25 protein-coding genes are annotated in these 23,289 nt (G+C 68.9%); 17 read left to right on the forward strand and 8 right to left on the reverse strand.

Features of this window, described 5'->3' with window-relative positions; genetic code table 11:
• Window positions 1-10: 10 nt before the first annotated feature.
• Genes pcnB through hda form a run of 3 tightly spaced genes read right to left on the reverse strand, consistent with a single transcriptional unit; the run spans window position 11 to window position 3,102 of the window.
• Window positions 11-1,657, reverse strand: a complete 1,647-nt coding sequence (gene pcnB, locus AC07PA_RS10265; RefSeq protein WP_494605070.1) for a polynucleotide adenylyltransferase PcnB — start codon at window positions 1,655-1,657, stop codon at window positions 11-13.
• A complete protein-coding gene (locus tag AC07PA_RS10270; RefSeq protein WP_007848942.1) occupies window positions 1,654-2,358 on the reverse strand; it encodes a histidinol-phosphatase in 705 nt (234 codons plus the stop codon). Before AC07PA_RS10270 ends, pcnB begins: the two co-directional genes overlap by 4 nt.
• A 42-nt stretch (window positions 2,359-2,400) precedes the next feature.
• Window positions 2,401-3,102: a DnaA regulatory inactivator Hda gene (gene hda, locus AC07PA_RS10275; protein ID WP_007848944.1), complete on the reverse strand. Its 702-nt coding sequence runs from the start codon at window positions 3,100-3,102 to the stop codon at window positions 2,401-2,403.
• 270 nt (window positions 3,103-3,372) lie between these two features.
• On the opposite strand from hda, the gene AC07PA_RS10280 reads away from it, so the two are divergent.
• The 3 genes from AC07PA_RS10280 to AC07PA_RS10290 all read left to right on the forward strand — a co-directional run bounded on the left by AC07PA_RS10280 (window position 3,373) and on the right by AC07PA_RS10290 (window position 6,869).
• Window positions 3,373-4,590, forward strand: coding sequence for an MFS transporter (locus AC07PA_RS10280; protein WP_494605073.1), 1,218 nt, complete (start codon window positions 3,373-3,375; stop codon window positions 4,588-4,590).
• Between the two features lie 75 nt (window positions 4,591-4,665).
• Entirely contained in the window at window positions 4,666-5,709 is a 1,044-nt protein-coding gene (gene purM / locus AC07PA_RS10285) for a phosphoribosylformylglycinamidine cyclo-ligase (protein ID WP_035202055.1), read from the forward strand.
• 14 nt (window positions 5,710-5,723) lie between these two features.
• Entirely contained in the window at window positions 5,724-6,869 is a 1,146-nt protein-coding gene (locus AC07PA_RS10290; RefSeq protein WP_007848952.1) for an AI-2E family transporter, read from the forward strand.
• Between the two features lie 8 nt (window positions 6,870-6,877).
• On the opposite strand, the gene AC07PA_RS10295 is transcribed toward AC07PA_RS10290, so the two are convergent.
• Window positions 6,878-7,984: an extracellular catalytic domain type 1 short-chain-length polyhydroxyalkanoate depolymerase gene (locus tag AC07PA_RS10295; protein WP_494605075.1), complete on the reverse strand. Its 1,107-nt coding sequence runs from the start codon at window positions 7,982-7,984 to the stop codon at window positions 6,878-6,880.
• A 284-nt stretch (window positions 7,985-8,268) separates the two neighbouring features.
• On the opposite strand from AC07PA_RS10295, the gene AC07PA_RS10300 reads away from it, so the two are divergent.
• The 6 genes from AC07PA_RS10300 (at window position 8,269) to AC07PA_RS10325 (ending at window position 12,253) form a co-directional block, all read left to right on the forward strand.
• Window positions 8,269-8,835, forward strand: a complete 567-nt coding sequence (locus tag AC07PA_RS10300; protein ID WP_494605077.1) for a cysteine hydrolase family protein — start codon at window positions 8,269-8,271, stop codon at window positions 8,833-8,835.
• A gap of 14 nt (window positions 8,836-8,849) precedes the next feature.
• On the forward strand, window positions 8,850-9,632 hold the full coding sequence (locus AC07PA_RS10305; protein ID WP_494605079.1) for a carbon-nitrogen hydrolase family protein: 783 nt from the start codon (window positions 8,850-8,852) through the stop codon (window positions 9,630-9,632).
• A gap of 38 nt (window positions 9,633-9,670) precedes the next feature.
• Entirely contained in the window at window positions 9,671-10,300 is a 630-nt protein-coding gene (locus AC07PA_RS10310) for a DJ-1/PfpI family protein (RefSeq protein ID WP_494605081.1), read from the forward strand.
• Window positions 10,282-11,286, forward strand: a complete 1,005-nt coding sequence (locus AC07PA_RS10315; RefSeq protein WP_007848963.1) for a GlxA family transcriptional regulator — start codon at window positions 10,282-10,284, stop codon at window positions 11,284-11,286. Before AC07PA_RS10310 ends, AC07PA_RS10315 begins: the two co-directional genes overlap by 19 nt.
• 62 nt (window positions 11,287-11,348) lie before the next feature.
• Window positions 11,349-11,873 carry a GAF domain-containing protein gene (locus tag AC07PA_RS10320; RefSeq protein ID WP_494605083.1) on the forward strand — a complete coding sequence of 175 codons (525 nt, stop codon included), beginning with the start codon at window positions 11,349-11,351 and terminating at the stop codon, window positions 11,871-11,873.
• Window positions 11,870-12,253 (forward strand): response regulator, encoded by a 384-nt coding sequence (locus AC07PA_RS10325; protein WP_007848966.1) that lies wholly within the window; start codon window positions 11,870-11,872, stop codon window positions 12,251-12,253. Before AC07PA_RS10320 ends, AC07PA_RS10325 begins: the two co-directional genes overlap by 4 nt.
• Before the next feature lie 32 nt (window positions 12,254-12,285).
• Here the strand turns inward: AC07PA_RS10325 and ppk2 are convergent, their stop codons facing one another.
• Complete coding sequence (gene ppk2 / locus AC07PA_RS10330; RefSeq protein WP_494605085.1) at window positions 12,286-13,200, reverse strand: polyphosphate kinase 2; 915 nt, start codon at window positions 13,198-13,200, stop codon at window positions 12,286-12,288.
• Window positions 13,201-13,371: 171 nt separating this feature from the next.
• Between ppk2 and AC07PA_RS10335 the strand changes: the two genes are divergently transcribed.
• On the forward strand, window positions 13,372-14,430 hold the full coding sequence (locus AC07PA_RS10335; RefSeq protein ID WP_494605087.1) for a transporter: 1,059 nt from the start codon (window positions 13,372-13,374) through the stop codon (window positions 14,428-14,430).
• Window positions 14,431-14,495: 65 nt separating this feature from the next.
• The gene (locus AC07PA_RS10340) at window positions 14,496-15,338 is read left to right on the forward strand and encodes a ParB N-terminal domain-containing protein (RefSeq protein ID WP_494605089.1); all 843 of its coding nucleotides are present in this window, start codon (window positions 14,496-14,498) and stop codon (window positions 15,336-15,338) included.
• 37 nt (window positions 15,339-15,375) lie between these two features.
• On the opposite strand, the gene AC07PA_RS10345 is transcribed toward AC07PA_RS10340, so the two are convergent.
• Window positions 15,376-16,227, reverse strand: a complete 852-nt coding sequence (locus AC07PA_RS10345) for a SirB1 family protein (RefSeq protein WP_494605091.1) — start codon at window positions 16,225-16,227, stop codon at window positions 15,376-15,378.
• An 89-nt stretch (window positions 16,228-16,316) separates the two neighbouring features.
• Window positions 16,317-17,882: a murein biosynthesis integral membrane protein MurJ gene (gene murJ, locus AC07PA_RS10350; protein WP_494605093.1), complete on the reverse strand. Its 1,566-nt coding sequence runs from the start codon at window positions 17,880-17,882 to the stop codon at window positions 16,317-16,319.
• 284 nt (window positions 17,883-18,166) lie between these two features.
• On the opposite strand from murJ, the gene rpsT reads away from it, so the two are divergent.
• Window positions 18,167-18,466: a 30S ribosomal protein S20 gene (gene rpsT / locus AC07PA_RS10355; RefSeq protein WP_007848982.1), complete on the forward strand. Its 300-nt coding sequence runs from the start codon at window positions 18,167-18,169 to the stop codon at window positions 18,464-18,466.
• Between the two features lie 207 nt (window positions 18,467-18,673).
• Here the strand turns inward: rpsT and AC07PA_RS10360 are convergent, their stop codons facing one another.
• Window positions 18,674-19,012 (reverse strand): DUF3579 domain-containing protein, encoded by a 339-nt coding sequence (locus tag AC07PA_RS10360; protein WP_007848984.1) that lies wholly within the window; start codon window positions 19,010-19,012, stop codon window positions 18,674-18,676.
• Between the two features lie 257 nt (window positions 19,013-19,269).
• On the opposite strand from AC07PA_RS10360, the gene AC07PA_RS10365 reads away from it, so the two are divergent.
• The 5 genes from AC07PA_RS10365 to kynB all read left to right on the forward strand — a co-directional run bounded on the left by AC07PA_RS10365 (window position 19,270) and on the right by kynB (window position 23,286).
• Window positions 19,270-20,466 carry an aspartate aminotransferase family protein gene (locus tag AC07PA_RS10365; protein ID WP_494605096.1) on the forward strand — a complete coding sequence of 399 codons (1,197 nt, stop codon included), beginning with the start codon at window positions 19,270-19,272 and terminating at the stop codon, window positions 20,464-20,466.
• 33 nt (window positions 20,467-20,499) lie between these two features.
• Window positions 20,500-21,408 carry an ornithine carbamoyltransferase gene (argF, locus tag AC07PA_RS10370; protein ID WP_145695238.1) on the forward strand — a complete coding sequence of 303 codons (909 nt, stop codon included), beginning with the start codon at window positions 20,500-20,502 and terminating at the stop codon, window positions 21,406-21,408.
• Between the two features lie 11 nt (window positions 21,409-21,419).
• Window positions 21,420-22,100, forward strand: coding sequence for an HD domain-containing protein (locus tag AC07PA_RS10375; protein WP_494605098.1), 681 nt, complete (start codon window positions 21,420-21,422; stop codon window positions 22,098-22,100).
• Window positions 22,101-22,202: 102 nt separating this feature from the next.
• On the forward strand, window positions 22,203-22,535 hold the full coding sequence (locus tag AC07PA_RS10380; RefSeq protein WP_007848991.1) for a YkgJ family cysteine cluster protein: 333 nt from the start codon (window positions 22,203-22,205) through the stop codon (window positions 22,533-22,535).
• A 94-nt stretch (window positions 22,536-22,629) separates the two neighbouring features.
• The gene (gene kynB / locus AC07PA_RS10385; RefSeq protein ID WP_494605101.1) at window positions 22,630-23,286 is read left to right on the forward strand and encodes an arylformamidase; all 657 of its coding nucleotides are present in this window, start codon (window positions 22,630-22,632) and stop codon (window positions 23,284-23,286) included.
• Window positions 23,287-23,289 lie beyond the last annotated feature (3 nt).

The raw sequence follows: 23,289 nt of genomic DNA on the forward strand, positions 1-23,289 counted from the left end.
GCGTGCGCGCTCACTGGGCCGCAGGCGCGGCAGAGCCTTCACCGCCACCACCGCCTGTGGGCTTGCGGCGACGGCGGCGGCGCTTCTTGGGGGCGCTGCCATCGGGTGGCACGGCATCGCCGCCGTGGTCCGGCCCGAAGTCGTCTCCCTCGTCCTGCCCGCCGTCGGCGGAGGCCGCACGCGGTGCACGCGGCTTCGGTGCTTGCGGCGCCTGGCCTTCGCCCGTGGGCGCCGCCTTGGGCACCCGGCGCGCCGTGGGCTGGCCCACGCGCTGGCGCGCCTTCTGCTCTTCACGGGCCTGGTCCATCAGGTCTTCGCGGCGGTCATCGTCGGCGGCCTGGAAGTCCTGCCACCATTCGGCCAGGGCCTCGCCGATCTCGCCCACGTCGGCGCGCAGGCGCAGGAAGTCGAAGCCGGCACGGAAGCGCGGCTGCATGACCATGCCGAACGGCGTGCTGCCCACGCGCTTTTCGAAGCGCGGCTGCATGACCCAGATCTCGCGCATGTCGGCCGCCAGCTTGCCGCGGCCCGAGACGTCGCCGATGCGCTTGTCGAACACCTCGTCGATGGCCTCCTGCAACGCGGGCAGGGCATGCTGGCGCTGGTTGGTCATGCGTGCATCCCAGCCGTTGCGCACGTCTTCCCACAGCACGCAGGCGAGCAGGAAACTCGGTGCGACGGGCTTGCCCTCGCCCACGCGGCGGTCGGTGTCGGCCAGGGCGGCGCTCACGAACGGCGTGTCGGCACGCTCCACCGCCACGTCCAGCAGCGGGTAGATGCCCTTGGCCATGCCGAGCTTCTTGAGCTGGGCGATGGTGGCGATGGCATGGCCGGTCTGCAGCAGCTTGAGCATCTCGTCGAACATGCGGCTTTGCGGCACGTCGGCCAGCAGGGTCTGCGACTGCACCAGCGGCGCGGCCGTCTTGGCCTCGATGGTGAAGCCCAGCGCGCTGAGCTTGGCCGCGAAGCGCACGGCGCGGATGATGCGCACCGGGTCTTCGCGGTAGCGCGTGGCCGGGTCGCCGATCATGCGCAGCGTCTTCTTCTTGGCGTCCTGGATGCCCTTGTGGTAATCCACCACGACCTGGCTGACCGGGTCGTAGTACATGGCGTTGACGGTGAAGTCGCGGCGCGTGGCGTCCTCGTCCTGCGGCCCCCAGACGTTGTCGCGCAGCACGCGGCCGCTGGCGTCCACGGCATGCTGCATGCCCGACAGCTGCTGCTTGCTGGTCTTCTCGTTGCCCGCGACCTGGCCGGCCGCGGCGTTGTCCAGGTAGGCACGGAAGGTCGAGACCTCGATCACCTCGTGCTCGCGGCCGCGGCCGTGCACCACGTGCACGATGCGAAAACGCTTGCCGATGATGAAGGCGCGGCGGAACAGCCCCTTGACCTGCTCGGGCGTGGCATTGGTGGCCACGTCGAAGTCCTTGGGGCGCAGGCCCAGCAGCAGGTCGCGCACCGCGCCGCCCACGATGTAGGCCTCGTAGCCGGCCTGCTTGAGCGTGGCCACGACCTCGGCGGCCCGGCGGTCCACCAGCTCGGGGTTGATGCCGTGCACGGTGGCAGGCACCTCTTCGCGCTTGCCGAAATGCGGCTTGCCGCCCGAGGTGCCGGGCGTCGATTTGCCCAGCAGTTTGTCGATGAACTTCTTGATCATGGGTGTGCAGTAAACAGGTCCAGTATGCGCCAGCCGCGCTCCTGGGCCAGCGCCCGCAGGCGCGGGTCGGGGTTGGTGGCGACGGGGTGGTCGACCTTTTCGAGCAGGGGCACGTCGTTCATCGAGTCACTGTAGAACGTGCTTTCGACATCGCCCCAGGTGAGCCGGCGCTCGGCCAGCCACTGCTCCATGCGCGTGACCTTGCCCTCGCGCATGGTGGGAACGCCGTCGATCTCGCCGGTGTACCAGCCGTTCGCACCGCGCACCAGCTGCACGGCCAGCAGCTGCTGCACGCCGAGCGCCTGGGCGATCGGCGTGGTGACGAACTCGTTGGTGGCGGTGACGATCAGCACCTCGTCCCCGGCGGCGAGGTGCTGCTGCACCAGGGCCAGGGCCTGGGGTTTGATCGCCGGGGTGATGACCTCGCGCATGAACTGCTCGTGCGCGGCGGCTGCCGCCTCGGGGCCACGCAGGCGCACGGCCTCGGTGGCAAAGCGCACATAGTCGTGCACGTCGAGGGTGCCGGCCTGGTAGTGGGCATAGAACTCGCCGTTGCGGCGCGCGAACTCGACGGGATCGTTCCAGCCGATGCGGATGGTGAACTCACCCCATTCGTAGTCGGAGTCGAGTGGCAGCAGCGTGTGGTCCAGGTCGAACAGCGCGAGCCGGTGGCGGGTGGCCGGGGAATCGGGGGTGGTCATTCGGTCAGGTGCCGGCCGGCGCCGGCGGGTGGCTGTGCGTGCTCATTCGGACTCGAGCATCGCCTTGAGCAGCGGGATGGTGATGGCGCGCTGGGCGCGCAGGGCGTAGGCATCGAGCTGGTCGAGCAGCTGCATGAGGCTGCCCAGGTCGCGCGAGAAGCGGTTGAGCATGTAGTCCATGACATCGTCGCTCAGGAACACACCGCGCGCGTCGGCCTCCTGGCGCAGCACGGCGCGGCGCTCGGGCTCGCCCAGCAGCTGCAGCTGGAACACATGGCCCCAGCCCAGGCGGCTGCGCAGGTCGTCGCGCAGCGGCAGGTCGGCCGGCGGCAGGTCGCCTGCGGCCAGGACCCAGCGCTGGCTGCCGCTGGCCGGGCTGATGGCGTTGACGAACCAGTTGAAGGCCATGGCCTGCTGGGCGGTGCTGTACAGGTGCACGTCGTCCATGAGCACGGCGGACCAGGCCTCGTCGAACTCGGGTGGCTCGCCCACGGAGGGGTCGAGCCAGCCCACGGCGTCGCCCTGCTCGCGCAGCGTCTGGCGCACGGCATTGAGCAGGTGCGACTTGCCGCTGCCCGATTCGCCCCAGATATAGGTGGGCACGGGCGAGCGGCTGGCCGGGTTGCTGCTGCCCACGCCGGCGGCCAGGCGCAGGTGTTGCAGGGCAGCCTCGTTCGGGCCGGCGAAGAAGCGGGAAAGCGTAGGCCCCGTGGCCAGGCCGATGTCGAGCGCCAGTTGCTTCATGCGCGGCACCCGGGCGGCAGGGGCCAACCCGTGGCGGTGGGTGCAAGAGCGGCGGGCAGGGAAAGGATCAGCAGCGGCATCACAGGTGGCATTGAAAGTGTCTGGCCGTAGGTGACTGCGGCGGAACGCGGCGGAGGTAGCGGCACAGGGCCGATGCGTCGTCCCGGGGGTCCTTCGGCGAAAGATCCCGGCAGCGACAATATGGCCGATTTTAGTCTCCTGCCGGCGTCGCCACGCGGCGCACCTCCATTGCCATCCACCAAGCCCCCCATGGCCGACCTTCCGCCCCGCCCCCGACGCCTTCCCGCCAGCATCTGGGCCCTGGGATTCGTGAGCCTGCTCATGGACATTTCCTCCGAAATGATCCACAGCCTGCTGCCCGTCTTCCTGGTCGCGGCACTCGGGGTGAGCATGCTCACCGTGGGCATCATCGAAGGGGTTGCCGAGGCCACGGCACTGGTCCTCAAGGTGTTTTCAGGGGCGCTGAGCGACTGGTGGGGGCGCCGCAAGCCCCTGGCGGTGCTCGGCTACGGACTGGGTGCCCTCGCAAAACCACTGTTTGCCCTGGCCTCCACCGTGGGTTGGGTGGTGGCGGCCCGGCTGCTGGACCGCGTCGGCAAGGGGATTCGCGGCGCACCGCGCGACGCCCTGGTGGCCGACCTCGCGCCGCCCGGCATGCAGGGCGCCGCCTTCGGCCTGCGCCAGTCGCTCGACACAGTGGGGGCCTTTCTGGGCCCGCTGATCGCCATGGGGCTGATGTTGCTCTGGGCCAACGATTTTCGCGCCGTGTTCTGGGTGGCCGTGCTGCCTGCCGTGCTGTGCGTGCTGCTGTTGCTGGTCGGCGTTCGGGAGCCCGAGCGCCCCGCGGGCACGCCCCGCACCAACCCGATCCGCCGCGAGAGCCTGCGCCGCCTGGAGCCACGCTACTGGGGGGTGGTGGCGCTGGGGGCCGTGTTCACCCTGGCCCGCTTCAGCGAGGCCTTCCTGCTCCTTCGCCTGCAGCAGGACGGACTGCCACTGGCGTGGACGCCCCTGGTGCTGGTGCTCATGAACCTGGTGTTCGCGCTCGGTGCCTATCCGCTGGGCAGGCTGTCCGACCGGATGAGCCACACCACGCTGCTGGCCTGGGGGCTGGTGGTGCTGATCGCCGCCGACGCCCTGCTGGCCTGGCGCGGCCACGGCATGCTGGCCTGGCTGGGCATTGCCCTGTGGGGGCTGCACATGGCCATGACCCAGGGGCTGCTGGCCACCATGGTGGCTGCCACCGCCCCGGCCGACCTGCGCGGCACGGCCTTTGGCATGTTCAACCTGGTCAGCGGCGGGGCACTGCTGGTGGCCAGCGTGCTGGCGGGCCTGCTGTGGGACCGGTGGGGGCCGGGCGCCACGTTTGCCGCCGGAATGCTGTTTGCCGCCCTGGCGCTGGCCGGCGTGCTGCTGCAGGCGCGCCGGGCCGCGCGTGCGCCAAAGCCCCCGGCCGGGCAGGGCTGAGCGACCGGCGCGGCGATGCCCCTTAAAATCCCCGGATTCCAGCCCGCCCTGCGGGCCTACCAGCCCACACCCTCCATGAGCTCTTCCGCGACCCCCACTCCCCTTTCCTACAAAGACGCCGGCGTTGACATCGACGCGGGCGACGCGCTGGTCGAACGCATCAAGCCCCTGGCCAAGAAGACCATGCGCGAAGGCGTGCTGGCCGGCATCGGCGGCTTCGGCGCGCTGTTCGAAGTGCCCAAGCGCTACAAGGAACCCGTGCTGGTCTCCGGCACCGATGGCGTGGGCACCAAGCTCAAGCTGGCCTTCGAGTGGAACATGCACGACACCGTGGGCATCGACCTGGTAGCCATGAGCGTCAACGACGTTCTGGTGCAGGGCGCAGAGCCCCTATTCTTCCTCGACTACTTCGCCTGCGGCAAGCTCGACGTGGACACGGCAGCCGCCGTGGTCGGCGGCATCGCCCGGGGCTGCGAACTGAGCGGCTGTGCGCTGATCGGCGGCGAGACGGCCGAAATGCCCGGCATGTACCCCGCTGGCGAATACGACCTGGCCGGCTTTGCCGTGGGCGCGGTCGAAAAATCGAAGATCCTCACCGGCCAGAACGTGCAGCCCGGCGACGTGGTGCTGGGCCTGGCCAGCCACGGCGTGCATTCCAACGGATTCAGCCTGGTGCGCAAGTGCATCGAGCGCGCCGGCGCCGACACCCCTGCCACGCTGGACGGCAAGCCCTTCAAGCAGGCCATCATGGAGCCCACCCGCCTGTACGTGAAGAACGTGCTGGCCGCGCTGGCCGCCCACCCCATCAAGGCGCTGGCCCACATCACTGGCGGCGGCCTGCTCGAGAACATCCCGCGCGTGCTGCCCGAAGGCACGGCCGCGCACCTGCAAAAGGGCAGCTGGCCCCAGACCGAGCTGTTCGCCTGGCTGCAGAAGACCGCGGGCATCGACGACATCGAGATGAACCGCACCTTCAACAACGGCATCGGCATGGTGGTGGTGGTGGATGCCGCCAACGCCGCCGCCACGGCCGCCACGCTGGCCGCTGCCGGCGAGAAGGTCTACACCATCGGTGCCATCGCACCGCGTGGTGACGGCGCCGCCGTGGTCGTTGCCTGAGACGGCCCAGCGCCATGGCGCAGCCACCGCTGGAACCGCCTGAAGCGGGCACCGACATCGTGCCCGCACCCCTGCCCGACACGCCTGCCGTGCCGGCCACCCTGTCCGGGGCAGACCGTCCGCTCCCTTTCGGCCCGCTGCCCCGCGGCGTGGCCCTGGCCAGCTACCTGCTGATGGCCGGCGCGCTGCTGCTGGTGATGTGGCGCAACCTGCTGCCTGGCCTGCTGTGCGTGTGCCTGGGCTTCCTGGCCACCCGGGCGCTGGCGCGCTGGCTGGCGCGACTGGCCCAGCGCCGCGGGGCGCCGCAGGCCACGGTGCTGCCGCGCATGGCCGAACTGGCCGCCGCAGCCGTGGTGATGCTCTCGCCCCTGGTGCTGCTGGCCATCGGTGTCACCCATTCACGCGGCTACCTGGTGGAGGCGCCCCAGCAGTACCGCGAACTGCTCGACTACATGGCGCGCACGGTGCTGGAGCTGCGCCTGAAGCTGCCGGCCGACATGGCCAGCCACCTGCCCGAGGGCGCGGCGGAGATCCAGCGCATCATCGCCAGCTACCTGGGGGCCAAGGCCGGCGCCCTGGCCATGGCCGGGCGCGCCTGGCTGGCCGGGCTGCTGTTTGCCTATGTGGGCCTGCTGATCGGCGCGCTCGCGGCCGTGCGGCCGCCGGCCCCGCCGCGCGGGCCCCTGGCCATCGCCCTGCAGCAGCGCATCACCCTGCTGGGCGAGGCCTTCCGCCAGATCGTCGCGGCGCAGTTCTGGATCGCCAGCTTCAACACCCTGCTCACGGCGCTGTTCCTGCTGTTCGTGCTGCCCATCTGGAAGCTGGAGCTGCCCTACACCCCGGTGCTGATCACGCTGACCTTCGTGGCCGGTCTGGTGCCCATCGTCGGCAACCTGCTGTGCAATGCGGTGATCACCATCGTGGGCCTGTCGGTGTCGCCGCTGGCGGCCGCGGCCTGCCTGGGCTTTTTGATCCTGATCCACAAGGCCGAGTACGTGATCAACGCCAAGGTCGTGGGCCGGCGCACGCACATGGGCGTGTGGGAATTGCTCAGCGTGATGTTCGTGGCCGAGGCGGTATTCGGCCCCGCCGGGTTGGTGGCGGCCCCGCTGTTCTACGCCTACCTGAAGAAGGAACTGGTCGCAGCGCGCCTGGTGTGAGCAATCGCTCACTTTTGCATGAACTGGCGCGAAACAAAGGCCCAGACCAGGGCCGAGGCATCCGGCCCCGCCGGATCGCTGTAGGGTAGATCGGCCGTGCCACCGCTCCAGGCGTGGCCCAGGCCGAGGATTTCGCGCACCACCACCACGCTGCGCGAACGCGCCCGGTATTCCGTCACCCGCATGGCATGGCGCTTGCCGCGCTGCAGCGTGCGCGCCATGCCCTCGCGCGCGCCCAGCGATTCGGCCCAGAGCGCAGCCGTGGCCGCGGCATTGCGCGAGGACACGACGTTGTCCGCATCGCCGTGCAGGATCATCAGGGGCGGCAGCCGCGGCAAGGGCGTGCCGTCGATGCGCAGGCCCGGCACCAGGGCGCTGGCACCCGGCGGATCGGGCAGGTGCGCCTCGCGCTTGCCGTGCATGGCGGCCATGGCCGTGGCAGCCGATTCGGCCGTGCCGGGGGCCACGCCCGAGTGCATGGCCACGGCGCAAAAGCGCTCCGGGTAGGTGGCGCCCAGCAGGGCTGCCATGCTGGCGCCGGCCGACAGGCCCGCCACCGCCACGCGGTCCAGGTCCACCGGATGGCGGCGCGCCACCTGGTCCACGGCCGCCAGCAGGGTGGCGGCCTCGGCGTCGGCCTTGCCATTGCGGCGTTCGAACCAGTTCCAGCAGCCATGGGCATTGGCCAGCCGCTCCTGCTCGGGGTAGAGCACCAGAAAGCGCTTGCGCGCCGCCAGCCGATTCATGCGCGAGCTGAGCGCCAGGTCGCGCCCGGTCTGGCCACAACCATGCAGCATGACCAGCAGCGGCAGGGTCTCACCCTTGCCGAGTGCCAGGCCGGGGGGAATGTAGAGGTGAAAGCGCCGCGCACCGGCAGGCCCGGGCGCAATGCCGGCCAGCCACTCGCCCGCCACCGGCCGGGGCTTGCGCGGCCGGGGTGTCACCGTGCGCAGGCGCGGCATGGGCTGGGCCGCCGTGGCCAGCTTGGGCACGGCCCTGAGGGCCTTGGCGGCCTGCTTGCGCATGGGCTTGGCCGCCTTCTCGAAGGCCTTGAGGTTGCGCTGGTAGGCGCGGGTGAGCGCGGACAGCGAGAAGAGGCGAGAGCGGCGGGCCATGGGCAGATGTGCGGGTGCTATCCATATATAGGGAAAACCCTATACACCATAGCAGCTTATGGCTTCACCCGCCTGACGCTATCCAATCAATAGCAAGCAGGCCTTTGCCTTGAAGCCACTCGACCCGAAAACCGGGGTATTCGGCAGATCGACAACCTCCACCATCGCCGCTCACCCCTAATTCATGGCGGAAATTGATCGATAGATGTCCAGGCCTGTTGGGACGGTACGATTTTTCAGGCGGAAGATACGTGGATTGCAACCCGAAGCCGAAGGCCACTCCCATGAAAACCTGTCTGATTGTGATTGATGTGCAGGAATCCTTCCGCCAGCGCCCCTATTTCACGGCGGACGATCTGCCGGCCTACCTGGCGGCGCAGAACGCGCTGATCGAGGGCTGCGTTGCGCAGGGCATCCCCGTGGTGCGCGTGTTCCACAGTGAAGGCCCGGCCGATGCCAGCAATGCCTTCGCCATCGAATCCGGCCATGTGCGGGCGCTCGACGGGCTGGCCGCCTTCGACGCGGCGGCCACCTTCACCAAGTCGCGCCACAGCGCGCTGGTGGGCACGGGCCTGGATGTCTGGCTCACGCGCCATGGCATCCAGCGCCTCATCGTGAGCGGCATCCGCACCGAGCAGTGCTGCGAGACCACCACGCGCCATGCCTCGGACCTGGGCTGGGAGGTGGACTATGTCGTGGATGCCACGCTGACCTGGGACATGGTGCAGCCCGATGGCCGCACCCTGCCCGCCGCCGACATCAAGGCCCGCACCGCCACCGTGCTGGCAGGCCGCTTCGCCACGCTGCGCACGGTGGACGAGGCCCTGGCCGCCGCCGTGGCCGCAGGCTGAACCGGGAGACCGCCATGCGCGCCACCGTCTGCGAACTGCCCTGCCAGCCCGCCTTGCTCGAACCCGCCTGGGGGGCCCTGTGCGCTCATGTGCGCAGTGAGCGTTCCAAGCTCGTGCTGCTGCCCGAATTCGCCTTCGTGGAGCCGGTGTGGGAGTCCACGCCATTCGAGCCCGCGCGCTGGGCGGCGGCCGTGGCATTGAGCGACGCCTGGACCGCCCGGCTGCACGAACTGGGCGTCGCCCGGGTGGTGGGCGCCCGCCCGGTCACCATGGATGGGCGGCACTACAACGAAGGCTTTGCCTGGTCGGACGAGGCCGGTTACCAGCCGCTGCGGCGCAAGTTCCACCTGCCCGACGAGCCCGGCGGCTGGGAGGCCACCTGGTTCGAGCGTGGCGATGCCGAGTTTGCACGCTTCACGGCCGGCCCCCTGGGCTTTGGGCTGAGCATCTGCACCGAGCTCTGGGCGCTTGAAACCTATGCCGGCTATGCGGCCCTGGGCGTGGAGGCCATCCTCTCGCCGCGCGCCACCGCCGCGGCGACCACCGCCAAGTGGCTGGCCATGGGCACCGTGGCCGCGGCGCGCACCGGTGCCTACAGCCTCTCGTCGAACCGGGTCGACCACGCCGCCGGCACCTACGGCGGTGCCGGCTGGGCGATCAGCCCCGACGGTGCCCTGCTCGCCCGCACCAGCGCGGACCAGCCGTTCTGCACGGTGGACGTGGACCCGGCGCTGGCCGCAGCCGCCCGCAGCACCTACCCGCGCTATGTCTTCGCCCCGCCAGCGCCGCGGCGCTGAACCCCCTTCTTTCCCTTTGACCGCCACTGCGCCCACCCATGACCACCGCATCCCCTGAGCAACGCCCCCTGCAAGTCTCCATCCTGGTGTTCGACGATGTCGAAGCCCTGGACCTGGGCGGCCCCTACGAAGTCTTCACCACGGCCTGCCGCATGCAGCAGCGCCTGCAGCCCGGCGCGCCCACGCCCTTTGCCGTGCAGTGCGTGGCACGCAGCCTGCAGCCGGTGCAGGCGCGCGCCGGCCTGCGCGTGCTGCCCGATGCCGACTTCGCCACGGCCGCCGCACCGGACGTGCTGATCGTGCCCGGCGGCGTGGTCGATGCGGCCGCCGCCTGCGCCGAGACACGTGCCTGGGTGGCCCGGGCGGCCGCGGGCGCGCAGCTCACCGCCTCGGTCTGCACGGGCGCCTTCATCCTGGCAGCGGCCGGCGTGCTGACCGAGGGGCCGGCCACCACGCACTGGGAGGACATTGCCGACCTGCGCACGCAATTCCCGGCGCTCGACGTGCAGGAGAATGTGCGCTGGGTGGACCGCGGGGCATTGGTCACGTCGGCCGGCATCAGTGCCGGCATCGACATGTCCCTGCACCTGGTCACGCGCCTGGCGGGCCGGGCGCTTTCCGAGCGCACCGCCCGCCAGATGGACACGCCATGGAACCCCAGCCCCTGACACCGCACGCCCCGATCCACGTCTACTTCGCACTGCTGCCCGGCAGTCTGGTGCTGGACTGGGCCGGACCGGCCGAGGCGCTGCGCATCGCCAACCAGCTGCTGCGCGCCCAGGGCCAGCCCGAACGCTTCGTGCAGCATTTCACGGCCCCCACGCCGCAGGCGGTGACCTCGGTGGGGGCCATGCTGACGGGGCTGGAACCCCTGCCCTGCCCCCTGCCCCAGCCGGCCTGGGTGGTGCTGGTGGGCCTGCCGGGCAAGTCCATCGCGGTGGACAACAGCGAGGCCCGCGACCTGCTGCACTGGCTGCGCGGCATGCGCCTGGCCACGGGCCGGCTGGAGCTGGTCACCATCTGCGCGGGTGCCGTGCTGGCCGCGCACGCGGGCCTGCTGGCCGGCCGGCGCGCCACCACCCACCACCAGCACCTGGGCGAGCTGGCCGAGGTGGACCCGCACTGCGACGTGGTGGCCAACCGCGTGTTCGTGCACGACGGCGCACTGCACAGCAGCGCGGGCGTGACCACCGGCATCGACCTGATGCTCTACCGCATTGCCGACGCCTGCGGCCCGGCGATTGCCGCGCAGGTGGCCCAGACCATGGTGGTGGCCCTGCGCCGTGGCCCGCAGGACCCGGAGCTCTCGCCCTTCCTGCACCACCGCAACCACCTGCACGGAGCCCTGCACCGCGTGCAGGACGCCGTGGGCCAGCAGCCCCAGGCGCCCTGGAACGTGACCGCCATGGCCGAGGTGGCGCACACCTCGCCGCGGCACCTGAACCGGCTGTTTTTGGAGCATGCGGGCATCGCGCCGCTGGAATACCTGCGCCGCATCCGCCTGGCCGCGGCCGAGGCGGCCCTGCAGTCGGGCCACAACGTGACACAGGCCGCAGCGCTGGCGGGCTTCAGCTCGGACACGCAGCTGCGCCGCGCCTGGCACCAGTTCGGCCGTCCCGGCACACCGGCACGGGAGGTCGTGACCCGCCACTGACCGCAGGCTTGCGCTATCGCGGAACATAATGGCATTCCGTGCGTTTGGAATGCCTGATCGACATGCAAGAGCCGCCCACCCCTGCCAACGAAGACGAGCGCCTGCAGGCCCTGCGCCAACTGCTGATCCTGGACACGCCGCCCGAGGAGCGGTTCGACCGCATCGTGGCCTTCGCCGCGCAGGAATTCGACATGCCCATCGCGCTGATCTCGCTGATCGACGCCGAGCGCCAGTGGTTCAAGGCGAAGGTGGGGCTGGATGCTCCTGAAACGGCACGCGACATCTCGTTCTGCGCCCATGCCATCCTCAAGGACGAGACCATGGTCGTGCCCGACGCCGCGAAAGACCAGCGCTTTGCCGACAACCCGCTGGTGACCGGCGGGCCGGGCATCCAGTTCTACGCCGGCGCCCCGCTCAAGCTGCCCAGCGGCGAGAGCATCGGCACCCTGTGCATCATCGACCAGCAGCCGCGTGACCTGGACCGGGTGGACTTGGCCATCCTGGCTTCGCTGCGCGACCTGGCGGTGGAGGAGCTCATGCGGCGCCATGCCGAGCCAGCGCCTGACAACGAGGATCGGAATCCATGAGCGGCGCAGCGAAGGGCATCCTGCTGGTGGAGCCCAGCATGCTGACCGGCAGCATCATCGTTTCCACCGCTCGGCAGTTGTCGCTGCCCGAAGTGCGGCAGGTGGCGAGCGTGCGCACCGCGCAGCAACAGCTGGCGCAGCGGGATTTTGCAGGCGTCATCGTGTCGCTGGAAGAACGGCAGGAGGCCGTGCAGTTGCTGGAAAGCGTGCGCGCCTCGCAGTTGGCCGTGGCCTCGTCCGTGCCGGTGGCCGTGACCACCTCGGAGGTGGACGCCACCACCGCAGAGCAGATGAAGGCGCTGCGCGTGCGCCGCGTGCTGCTCAAGCCCTTCAAGGTGAAGGATGTGATCTCCACCATCGAGTTGCTGAGGAACACCTGACCGGCCTCGCCGCACACCTGCCCGGCGCGGCCTCAGTACGAATCAGGGACATACATGTTGGCGGGAACCGGCTGCCGCAGGTATTCGGGGTTGCGCACGCGCTCGGGAAGCACCACAGGGGGATGGGGTACATCTTCATAGGGAAACTGCGACAACAGGTGCGAGATGCAGTTCAGGCGCGCCTTCTTCTTGTCCACGGCCTGCACCACCCACCACGGGGCCTCGGGGATGTGGGTGCGCTCGAGCATGGTTTCCTTGGCCTTGGTGTAGGCCTCCCAGCGGATGCGGCTTTCCAGGTCCATGGGGCTGAGCTTCCATTGCTTGAGCGGGTCGTGGATGCGACCCAGGAAGCGCAGGTGCTGCTCTTCGTCGGTGATGGAGAACCAGTACTTCACCAGCGTGATGCCCGAGCGCACGAGCATCTTCTCGAACTCGGGCACGGTGCGAAAGAACTCCTCGTACTCGTCGTCGGTGCAAAAGCCCATGACGCGCTCGACGCCGGCACGGTTGTACCAACTGCGGTCGAACAGCACCATCTCGCCGGCAGCCGGCAGGTGCGCCACATAGCGCTGAAAGTACCACTGCGTGCGTTCGCGGTCGTTGGGTGCGGGCAGTGCCGCCACGCGGGCCACGCGCGGGTTCAGGCGCTGGGTGATGCGCTTGATGACGCCGCCCTTGCCGGCCGCGTCGCGGCCCTCGAACAGGATCACCACCTTCTGGCGGCTGTGCTGCACCCAGTCCTGCAGCTTCACGAGCTCGCCCTGCAGGCGGAACAGCTCCTTGAAATACAGCTGGCGTGCATGCCTGTCGGCCGGCACCAGGTCACCGACATCGTCCACGTTGCGGTCCTCGATCTCCAGCTCCAGCTCTTCGTCGTAGCTGTCGATCAGGTCGTTGGCGATGCGCTGCATCAGGTCCTGTGCATCGATGGGGGCGTTCTGGAACATGGCGTCGGAGGGGCAGATAAGGGGTTTCCCATGATGCGCTCGCCCGGTGACAAATGCATGACACCCACATGAAGTGTCACACCGCTGTCATGCGGTAACAGCAATATCGGCAGCCATGTGCTGGCACGTCCCGCCACCGTGGCGACTTTTCCGCTCCTTTTCCCGCTTTCCATGAATGCACCCGCCGCCAGTACCGCAGGACAGAACTATGGGGGCGATGCCGCAGGCCTGATCTGCGGCTACCGCATGGGCACCATGGGTGCGCCACAGGCCATCGACTCGGTGGAGGCCGCGCAGTGGCTGCAGTCGCTCGGCCAGCCGCCCGCCATCCCGGCCGGGGACGGCGAGGCCCTTCCCTTCGTCTGGCTGCATTTCAACCTCAGCCACACCCAGGCGGTGCGCTGGATGGAGCGCCATGCCGGGCTGCCCGACGCCTTTTTCGAGGCGCTCAAGGATGGCTCGCACTCCACCCGTATCGAGCGCGACGACGACACGCTGATCGCCGTGCTCAACGACGCGCATTTCGATTTCGCCTTCGAGCCCTTCGACATCGCCACGCTGTGGATCAGCGTGGCGCCCCAGCTGGTGGTGACGGCCCGGGCCCACCCGCTGCGCTCGGTGGACGCGCTGCGCACCGCCGTGCGCAATGGGCATTCGCCACGCTCCAGCGTGGCCCTGCTCGAACAGCTCATGCGCACCCAGGCCGGGGGCCTGGTGGACATCGTGCGCGGCGTCACGCAGCGCATCGACCGCATCGAGGACGAGCTGCTCGCCAGCCGGCTGGACCACAAGCGCGCGCGCCTGGGCGTGCTGCGCCGGCTGCTGGTGCGCCTGCAGCGCCTGCTGGCACCCGAGCCCGCGGCCCTGTTCCGCCTGCTGCAGAACCCGCCGGCCTGGATGGGCGCCGAGGATGCGCAGGAGCTGCGCGATTCGACCGAGGAGTTCTCGGTGGTGCTGCGTGACATGCAGGGCCTGCAGGAGCGCATCAAGCTGCTGCAGGAAGAGGTCGCCGCCAACGTGCAGGAGGCCAACAGCCGCAGCCTGTTCGTGCTGACCGTGGTGACGGTGCTGGCGCTGCCCATCAACATCCTGACCGGCCTGCTCGGCATGAACGTGGGCGGCGTGCCGCTGGCCGACAGCCCGCACGGCTTCTGGATCATCGTCGGCCTGCTGGTGGTGTTCATGCCGGTGGCGGCCTGGATCGCCCTGCGCGGACCCCGGGACCGGTAGGAGCTGCCGCAGGGCGGCCCATTACAATCCCGCCCCTTGCCCTGCTCCCCGGATTTCGCGCCACCATGAACATCGTCGTCAACGAAGAACTCAAAGCCTACATCGATCCCCTGACCCGCGACGAGCACGACGCCCTGGAACGCAGCCTGCTGGCCGAGGGCTGCCGTGATGCCCTGGTGCTCTGGGGCGATGTGCTGGTGGATGGCCACAACCGCTACGGCATCTGCCAAAAGCACGGCCTGCCTTTCCAGACGGTGCAGAACACGCATTTCCAGAGCATGGAAGACGTGCACCTGTGGATGATCGACCAGCACCTGGGCCGCCGCAGCGTCTCGGACTTCCAGCGCGGCGTGCTGGCCCTGCGCAAGCGCGAGATCGTGGCCGCGCGCCGCAGTCGCGCCGCCGCCATCCCGCCCGAGCCGGTGGACGAGGCCGACCTGCCCTGGTCTTCCGATGGCCCGGTAGCCGCGCCCCCACCGCCCGCCCCCGAGGCGGACGTGCCCTCCGAGAGCCTGAGCAGCCGCGAGGCGATTGCCCGCGCGGCGCGCCTGAGCAGCAGCCAGGTGGTGGCCATCGAAAAGATCCAGAAGCAGGCAGCACCCGAGCTGGTGGCAGCCGTCAAGTCCGGCACCATCTCGCTGGCCACGGCCGCCACCGTGGCCACCCTGCCGGCCGAGGAGCAGGTGGCTGCGGCCAAGGGCGGCAAGGACGAGCTCAAGCAGGCCGCCAAGCGCGTGCGCGATGCCAAGCAGCGCAAGCCGCGCGAAGACAAGGAAGCCGCGGACGAAGCCCCCGCGCAGGAATCGGCTGCGGCCAGCGGCGAACTGCAGGCCCTGCGCCTGCGCGTGGCCGAGCTGACCGCCGAGAACGAGGCGCTGCGCGCCGAACTGGCCCGGCTGCAGGGCTGAGGCCGACAGCCAGCCCGGCGCGAAAAACGGTTCGCGCCTATTCGTTCGCGCTGCGCAGGGCGCCGAGCCGTTCCGTGACGTGGTCGATGTCCAGGCCATCCTCCACATGCTGGAGGTAGGTTTCCAGGTCGAAGATGGCCTCGGTCAGGTTGCCGCGCTCGGCGTGCGCGAGCCCGCGATCGCGCCACTCGCCCCAGGCCTCGGGCTGCAACACGATCAGGCGGTCGAGCACCGCGATCAGGCGCTGCCAGTCCTGCTGGGTGCGGTGCACCTCCTTGAGGTTGCGCAGCATGCGCGCGATGATGTCGCGCGGCGTGGCCGCCTGCAGGTACAGGCCCAGCGGCACGTCGTAGTCGTCGATGAGGCCGTTGCGGCGCTTGTAGGGTTCGAGCCGCTCGCCCAGCTCCTCGCGGCTCAGGGACTGGCCGGTGATCGGGTCCAGCACCACCTGCCCCTTGGGCAGCAGCACCTTGACCATGAAATGCCCCGGGAAGGCGATGCCGCGCGCATGCAGGCCCAGGCCCTGGGCCAGCTCCATCCACAGCACGGCCAGGCTGATGGGAATGCCCCGGCGCGTGCGCAGCACGGCATTGAGGTAGCTGTTCTCGGGGTCGTAGTAGTTGTTGACGTTGCCGCCGAACCCCATGTCGGCAAAGAAGAACTGGTTGAGCGTGCGCAGGCGCTGCAGCGCGGGCGCATCGGCCGGCAGGCGGCGCTTGATGCGCGCCTGCAGCTGGTCCATGTCGCCCAGCAGCAATTGCACGTCGAATTCGGGGTACTCGTCCTGCGCCAGGCTTGCGGCAGCCTCCAGCAGGGGGAAATGGTCATCGCTTTGCACCAGCGATGCAAAGTACTCCAGCGCGGTCGGTACGGTCAGGCTCAGTGGCATGACAAGGTTGTAAGGTTCTGCCCCCGCCGCGTCAAGCTGCAAAAGTCACGCGGTAGAGGGTTATTTCGCTTCGCCACCGGTCTGCCGGTTCAGCGCCGCAGCATCTTGCGCAGCTTGAGGCCCGCCGCCCACAGGGCGCCGAAATACAGCGCGGCCGAGGCCCCCATCAGCAGTGCCAGCAAACCGATGCGCTGCCATTTGGCACTGCGCATGGCGACCCAGTCGAAATGCTGCGACGACCACACCAGCAGCAGCGTCAGCAGCGCGCTGGCGGCCACCACCTGCAGTGCAAAACGCCACCAGCCCGGTTGCGGCTGGTAGCTGCCGCGGCGCAGCAGGCCGATCAGCAGCCACAGCGCATTGATGAGGGCACCCAGGCCGATGGACAGGGCCAGGCCGGCGTGCGCGATCCAGGGCACGAGCGCGATGTTGAGCAACTGCGTGATGACCAGCACCGAGATGGCGATCTTCACCGGCGTGCGCACGTCCTGGCTGGCGTAGTAGCCCGGGGCCAGCACCTTGATGGCCACCAGGCCCAGCAGGCCCGCGCCGTAGCCCGACAGGGCCATCGCGATCTGGCCCACGTCGCCGTCGGCCAGCTTGCCGTAGTGGAACAGCGTGGCCACCAGCGGCTTGGAGAAGGTGAGCAGCGCCACGGCACAGGGCACGGCCAGCAGCACCACGATGCGCAGGCCCCAGTCGAGCATGGCCGAGTATTTCTCGGCATCGCCCGCGGCCTTGGCGGCCGTGAGCTGCGGCGTGAGCACCACGCCCAGGGCCACGCCCAGCAGCGCGGTCGGGAACTCCATCAGCCGGTCGGCATAGAACAGCCAGGTGACGCTGCCCGGCGCCAGGTAGGACGCTATCTGGGTGTTGATCATCAGCGAGATCTGCGCCACGCCCACGCCCAGCAGGATGGGGCCCATGAGCGACAGCACCTTGCGCACGCCCGGGTCAGCCCAGGCCGTGCGGATGGCGCGCCAGCTGACGCCGATGCGCGGCAACAGGCCCATGCGCGCCAGCACCGGGATCTGCACCGCCAGCTGCAGCACCCCGCCCAGCAGCACGCCGCCGGCCATGGAGTAGATGGGCTCGATGCCGCGCGCCTCGAGCTGGGGGGCGCCCAGCAGCGCCGCGCCGATCATCGACAGGTTGAGCAGCACGGGCGAGGCCGCCGGCACGGTGAAGTGCTTCCAGGTGTTGAGCACGCCGGCCGACAGCGCCACCAGCGACATGAAGCCGATGTAGGGGAACATCCAGCGCGTCATGAGCACGGCGGCGTCGTAGGCCTCGGGGCTCTGGCGCATGCCGCTGGCCAGGGCCCAGACCAGCACCGGAGCCCCCACCACGCCGAGCACGCAGGTCAGCAGCAGCACCCAGGCCAGGGCCGTGGCCACGTTGGCGATGAGCACGCGCGTGGCGTCCTCGCCCTGCTGGGCCTTGGAAGTGGCCAGCACCGGGATGAAGGCCTGGCTGAACGCCCCCTCGGCAAAGAAGCGGCGAAACAGGTTGGGAATGCGGAAGGCGACGTTGAAGGCGTCCGTCAGGGCGTTGGCCCCGAAGAAGGAGGCCATCAGGAGATCGCGCGCCAGGCCCGTCACGCGGGAGGCCAGGGTCAGCAGGGAGACGGTGGAGGCGGCTTTGAGCAATGACACCGCCGGGAGTGTATGCGCTGGCGGGCGCACGGCGGCCGCAGCGGGGGTGGGCAGGGGAGGTGCCAAGGGATCTTCCGAAGGGGGATAAAAGAGGCAGTGTGCAAAGGCCCCGTGAGGGCAGGATGAAGTTTGCAAGGCCCGTGGGAAGCGGCTGCCGGCGTTGCACCCGCTTACCAAAAGCCCTTCCGCGCCCCTCCAGGTGCCGCTCTCTAGGCTTGGCTGGCCGTCTGGGCTATAATCGCGGGCTTTGCTGGCATCATCCTCAGACCTTAAGGAAACACACAATGGCATCCGCTAAACCCAAGAAGAAGAACCCGCGCCTGGCGTCGGGCCGCAAGCGCGTCCGTCAGGACACGAAACTCAACGCCGCGAACACCTCGCTGCGCTCCAAATACCGTACCGCTGTGAAGAACGTCGAAAAGGCTGTTCTGACCGGCGACAAGACCAAGGCGACCGAACTGTTCGCCAAGATGCAAGCCGTGGTGGACTCCGTGGCCGACAAGGGCATCTTCCACAAGAACAAGGCTGCTCGCGACAAGAGCCGTCTGTCTGCCAAGGTGAAAGCCCTGGCCCTGGCCGCCTGACCCTCTTCAGGCAAACAGCCCGAACGGCCCGCGCCGTTCGCCGTTTGTAACGGGTGCGCTGCCAGCAAAAAAAACGAGAAACCGCCCTCTGGGCGGTTTTTTCGTTTCCGGGCTCCGAATGCGGGGCGGCCAGTACCGTCCAGGCACAAAAAAAGCCCCGAGGGGGCTTGGTTCGCATGCACGAGGGGGGCACAGAAGCCCGGCGCCTCAGGTCTTGGCGGCGGGAGGGGTGGGGATGGGGGCGTCCGGCACCAGGCAGGCCTCGACCACCTGCAGGTTGTTGTCGCGCGCGAAATTGACGACGAAATCCCAGGCCATGGGCTCGTGGTCGCGCAGGTCGCGGTGCACCACCACGCATTTCACGCCATCGAAGGTGGTGGGGATGCACCAGGGCGAGTAGCTCAGGTGGCTGCCCGGCCGTGCTCCGCCCGGGCGAAAACTGCTCATCACCCCCGCCAGACGCTCGGCCCAGTCGCTGGGACGGAAGGTTTTCCCGTCATGGGTAACGCCTTGGATGAAGATCTCTTTGGAGGTGGGGGAAACCATCGGGTCGAAGTGTAATGGACAGCCTGCAACCACAGGATCACTGCATGCTGCACTGCAACCATGGATTCTAACTCTTATATAAGAGCTACCCCTCTAAACCTGACTGGAGGGCATGGCATCACCGGCCGAGCGCATTGCAGTGATGCGCAATCGTCAACAGCGGGTCATCGCATGGCCCCTAGAATCGTGCTTCGCTTTTCGGGTGGGCCAGACAACCGGGCCACCCACTTTTCACCGCACCGCCAGGAGATTTCTGCATGACCGCTTTCATTGAGGCCGCCTCGCCCCACGTGATGAACACCTACGGCCGCGTGCCCATCGCGCTGGCCCGTGGTCAGGGCTGCCGCGTGTGGGACGTGAACGGCAAGGAATACCTCGATGGCCTGGGCGGCATTGCCGTGAACACCCTGGGCCACAACCACCCGCAGCTGGTGCCCGCGCTGCAGCACCAGATCAGCCAGATCATGCATTCGTCCAACTATTACCACGTGCCCGGCCAGGAAGCCCTGGCCGCCAAGCTGGTGGAGCTGTCGGGCATGACCAATGTGTTCTTCTGCAACTCGGGCCTGGAGGCCAACGAGGCGGCCCTGAAGATCGCACGCAAGTACGGCGTGGACAAGGGCATCGCCAAGCCCGAGATCGTGGTCTACGAGAAGGCCTTCCATGGCCGCTCCATCGCCACCATGTCGGCCACCGGCAACCCCAAGATCCACAACGGCTTCGGCCCGCTGGTGGAGGGCTTCGTGCGCGTGCCGCTCAACGACATCGAGGCCATCAAGCAGGCCACCGAGGGCAACCCCAACGTGGTGGCCGTGTTCTTCGAGACCATCCAGGGCGAAGGCGGCATCAACCCGATGCGCATCGAGTACCTGCAGCAGCTGCGCACGCTGTGCGACGAGCGCGGCTGGCTGATGATGATCGACGAGGTGCAGTGCGGCATGGGCCGCACCGGCAAGTGGTTCGCCCACCAATGGGCCGGCATCGTGCCGGACGTGATGCCCCTGGCCAAGGGCCTGGGCTCGGGCGTGCCGATCGGCGCCGTGGTGGCCGGCCCCAAGGCGGCCAATGTGCTGCAGCCTGGCAACCATGGCACGACCTTCGGCGGCAACCCGCTGGCCATGCGCGCCGGTGTGGAAACCATCCGCATCATGGAAGAGGACGGTCTGCTGCACAATGCAGCCACCGTGGGTGAGCACCTGAAGGCCGCGCTCGTGCGCGAACTGGGCAGCCTGCCCGGGGTCAAGGAAGTGCGCGGCCAGGGCCTGATGCTCGGCGTGGAACTGGACAAGCCCTGCGGCGTGCTGGTGGCCCAGGCGGCCGAAGCCGGCCTGCTGCTGAGCGTGACGGCCGACAAGGTGATCCGCCTGGTGCCCGCGCTGATCCTGTCCACCACCGAGGCCGACGAGATCGTCGCCAAGCTGGTCCCGCTGGTCAAAGCCTTGCTGGCCGAATAAACCCTGGGCGCGCACGGAGCGCGCCGCAATGCCATGAAACATTACCTGCAGTTCAACGATCTCAGCGCCGACGAGTACACCTACCTGTTCGAGCGTGCCGCGCTCATCAAGAAGAAGTTCAAGGCCTATGAAAAGCACCACCCCCTGGTGGACCGCACGCTGGCCATGATCTTCGAGAAGGCCAGCACCCGAACGCGTGTGAGCTTCGAGGCCGGCATGTACCAGTTGGGCGGCAGCGTGGTGCACCTGACCACGGGCGACAGCCAGCTCGGCCGCGCCGAGCCCATCGAGGACAGCGCCAAGGTCATCAGCCGCATGGTGGACCTGGTGATGATCCGCACCTACGAGCAGAGCAAGATCGAAAGCTTTGCCGCCAACTCGCGCGTGCCGGTGATCAACGGCCTGACCAACGAGTACCACCCCTGCCAGATCCTGGCCGACATCTTCACCTTCATCGAGCACCGCGGCTCGATTGCGGGCAAGACGGTGGCCTGGGTGGGCGACGGCAACAACATGGCCAACACCTGGCTGCAGGCAGCGGCGCTGCTGGGCTTCAAGGTGCATGTGAGCACGCCGCGCGGCTACGAGGTGGACGAGAAGCTGGCCGGCGCCACCGCCGGCAGCTACCAGTTCTTCAGCGACCCGCTCGAAGCCTGCAAGGGCGCCGACCTGGTGACCACCGACGTGTGGACCAGCATGGGCTACGAGGCCGAGAACGAAGCGCGCAAGAAGGCCTTTGCCGACTGGTGCGTGGATGCCGAGATGATGGCCGTCGCCAAGCCCGATGCGCTGTTCATGCACTGCCTGCCTGCGCATCGCGGGGAAGAGGTCGAGGCCGACGTGATCGACGGGCCGCAATCGGTGGTCTGGGACGAGGCAGAAAACAGGATGCACGCGCAAAAGGCACTCATGGAGTACCTGCTGTTGGGCAAGGTCGCCTGAGTTCATTCACCATGCCCTGGCGCCGCCAGCCTGCCCACTGCGCCGAATTGCTGGCGCACTGGCAGGCCTTGGGCCGGGACCTGGGCCACGACAGGCCCGCCTGGCGCAGCGAAGGCCGCCGCCTGGTGCTGGCCTGGGCGCGCTGGCCACGCGCCTACCATGGCACCACGCACCTGTGGGCCTGCCTGCGCCACCTGCAGGCAGTGCAGGCCGCCGAGCCCGGCGCGCTGCAGCAGCCGCATGCCGTGGCACTGGCCCTGTGGTACCACGACGCCGTGTACCGCCCGTGGGGCGGGCTGAACGAAGAGCGCAGCGCCGACTGGGCCAGCCGCTTTCTGAACGCCCAGGGCCTGCCGCCTGCGCTGGTGCAGACGGTGCACCAGTTCATCCTGGACACGCGCCACAACCCCGGCCCGCTCAGCGGCGACGCGCAATGGGTGGTGGACATCGACTTGGCGGTGCTGGGCCAGAGCGACGCGGTGTACCGCCAGTTCGAGCGCAATGTGCGGCGCGAGTATTTCTTCGTGCGCTGGCCGCGCTATGTGGCGGGCCGCAGCGCGGTGCTGCGGGGGTTTCTGGAGCGGCCACGTATCTACGGCACCGAGTGGTTCCACGATCGCCATGAGGCGCAGGCGCGCGCCAACCTGGCGAACGCCTTGGCAGCACTGGCACAGGGCCGGCTGTACGGCTGAAACCCGACGCGATCACCCTGGCAAGCGGCCCGGCGGCAGACCGCTGGCGTACCATCTCAGCCCCTCGACAAGTCCCTTGAGCCCACCGCGGCACGCTTTCGTATGTCCGAATCCGCCCACCCCTGCCTGACCTGTGGCGCCTGCTGCGCGAGCTTTCGCGTGGATTTTTCGGTCCACGAGATGCAGGAGATGGGTGGCACCGTGCCCGGCGGCTTGGCCGTCGAGGTCACCGAGAGCACCTGCCGCATGCGCGGCACGGACCACGTGCCCGCGCGCTGCGCAGCGCTCACCGGCACAGTGGGCGAGAAGGCGGCCTGCGGCATCTACGAGTGGCGGCCCTCACCCTGCCGCGAATTCGAGGCCGGTGACCATGCCTGCAACAAGGCACGCACGCGCCACGGGCTGCCGCCCCTGGCAGAAGGCCTGGTTTTCTGACCGGTCCAAACTAGTTTAGGCTTCAACAAAAAATCCCCCTGCTGTTGGAAATAACCGACACCACGGGTTTTCCGGGACATGCAAACTTTGTCCCATGCAAGCAAGCCACACCCCCAACGCACGCCAGCTCTGGGACATTTCGCCGCCCGTGCATGCGGGCAGCCCCGTGTTCCCCGGCGACACGGCCTACAGCCAGCAGTGGTGCGCCACGATCGGGCCCGGCTGCCCGGTGAACGTGAGCGCCATCACCCTCTCGCCCCACGTGGGCGCACATGCCGATGCGCCGCTGCACTACGACGCCGAGGGCGCCACCATCGGTGACGTCTCGCTGGAGGCCTTCCTCGGCCCCTGCCGCGTCATCCATGCCATCGGCCGGGGCCCGCTGATCGAGTGGGAGCACATTGCCCACGCCGTGAATACCACCCTGCCGCAGCGCGTGCTGGTGCGCACCTACGAGACCATGCCGGTGGACCGCTGGGATGGGGCCCTGGCCGCCTATGCCCCGGCCACCATCGCGCGCCTGGCCGACCTCGGGGTGCTGCTGGTGGGCATCGACACCGCCAGCATCGACCCGGCCGACAGCAAGACCCTGGACAGCCACCAGGTGATCCGCCAGCGCGGCCTGCGCGTGCTGGAGAACCTGGTACTCGACGGCGTGCCCGAGGGCGACTACGAACTGATCGCCCTGCCGCTCAAGCTCACCACGGCCGACGCCTCCCCCGTGCGCGCCGTGCTGCGCGCCCTGACCTGATTC

The sequence above is a fragment of the Acidovorax sp. GW821-FHT09B03 genome (assembly GCF_059418305.1).

What these genes read in the sequence shown, in the direction of transcription:
- pcnB (WP_494605070.1), bottom strand. Translation starts at nt 1,657, where the DNA reads ATGATCAAGAAGTTCATCGACAAACTGCTGGGCAAATCGACGCCCGGC.
- AC07PA_RS10270 (WP_007848942.1), bottom strand. Translation starts at nt 2,358, where the DNA reads ATGACCACCCCCGATTCCCCGGCCACCCGCCACCGGCTCGCGCTGTTC.
- hda (WP_007848944.1), bottom strand. Translation starts at nt 3,102, where the DNA reads ATGAAGCAACTGGCGCTCGACATCGGCCTGGCCACGGGGCCTACGCTT.
- AC07PA_RS10280 (WP_494605073.1), top strand. Translation starts at nt 3,373, where the DNA reads ATGGCCGACCTTCCGCCCCGCCCCCGACGCCTTCCCGCCAGCATCTGG.
- purM (WP_035202055.1), top strand. Translation starts at nt 4,666, where the DNA reads ATGAGCTCTTCCGCGACCCCCACTCCCCTTTCCTACAAAGACGCCGGC.
- AC07PA_RS10290 (WP_007848952.1), top strand. Translation starts at nt 5,724, where the DNA reads ATGGCGCAGCCACCGCTGGAACCGCCTGAAGCGGGCACCGACATCGTG.
- AC07PA_RS10295 (WP_494605075.1), bottom strand. Translation starts at nt 7,984, where the DNA reads ATGGCCCGCCGCTCTCGCCTCTTCTCGCTGTCCGCGCTCACCCGCGCC.
- AC07PA_RS10300 (WP_494605077.1), top strand. Translation starts at nt 8,269, where the DNA reads ATGAAAACCTGTCTGATTGTGATTGATGTGCAGGAATCCTTCCGCCAG.
- AC07PA_RS10305 (WP_494605079.1), top strand. Translation starts at nt 8,850, where the DNA reads ATGCGCGCCACCGTCTGCGAACTGCCCTGCCAGCCCGCCTTGCTCGAA.
- AC07PA_RS10310 (WP_494605081.1), top strand. Translation starts at nt 9,671, where the DNA reads ATGACCACCGCATCCCCTGAGCAACGCCCCCTGCAAGTCTCCATCCTG.
- AC07PA_RS10315 (WP_007848963.1), top strand. Translation starts at nt 10,282, where the DNA reads ATGGAACCCCAGCCCCTGACACCGCACGCCCCGATCCACGTCTACTTC.
- AC07PA_RS10320 (WP_494605083.1), top strand. Translation starts at nt 11,349, where the DNA reads ATGCAAGAGCCGCCCACCCCTGCCAACGAAGACGAGCGCCTGCAGGCC.
- AC07PA_RS10325 (WP_007848966.1), top strand. Translation starts at nt 11,870, where the DNA reads ATGAGCGGCGCAGCGAAGGGCATCCTGCTGGTGGAGCCCAGCATGCTG.
- ppk2 (WP_494605085.1), bottom strand. Translation starts at nt 13,200, where the DNA reads ATGTTCCAGAACGCCCCCATCGATGCACAGGACCTGATGCAGCGCATC.
- AC07PA_RS10335 (WP_494605087.1), top strand. Translation starts at nt 13,372, where the DNA reads ATGAATGCACCCGCCGCCAGTACCGCAGGACAGAACTATGGGGGCGAT.
- AC07PA_RS10340 (WP_494605089.1), top strand. Translation starts at nt 14,496, where the DNA reads ATGAACATCGTCGTCAACGAAGAACTCAAAGCCTACATCGATCCCCTG.
- AC07PA_RS10345 (WP_494605091.1), bottom strand. Translation starts at nt 16,227, where the DNA reads ATGCCACTGAGCCTGACCGTACCGACCGCGCTGGAGTACTTTGCATCG.
- rpsT (WP_007848982.1), top strand. Translation starts at nt 18,167, where the DNA reads ATGGCATCCGCTAAACCCAAGAAGAAGAACCCGCGCCTGGCGTCGGGC.
- AC07PA_RS10360 (WP_007848984.1), bottom strand. Translation starts at nt 19,012, where the DNA reads ATGGTTTCCCCCACCTCCAAAGAGATCTTCATCCAAGGCGTTACCCAT.
- AC07PA_RS10365 (WP_494605096.1), top strand. Translation starts at nt 19,270, where the DNA reads ATGACCGCTTTCATTGAGGCCGCCTCGCCCCACGTGATGAACACCTAC.
- argF (WP_145695238.1), top strand. Translation starts at nt 20,500, where the DNA reads ATGAAACATTACCTGCAGTTCAACGATCTCAGCGCCGACGAGTACACC.
- AC07PA_RS10375 (WP_494605098.1), top strand. Translation starts at nt 21,420, where the DNA reads ATGCCCTGGCGCCGCCAGCCTGCCCACTGCGCCGAATTGCTGGCGCAC.
- AC07PA_RS10380 (WP_007848991.1), top strand. Translation starts at nt 22,203, where the DNA reads ATGTCCGAATCCGCCCACCCCTGCCTGACCTGTGGCGCCTGCTGCGCG.
- kynB (WP_494605101.1), top strand. Translation starts at nt 22,630, where the DNA reads ATGCAAGCAAGCCACACCCCCAACGCACGCCAGCTCTGGGACATTTCG.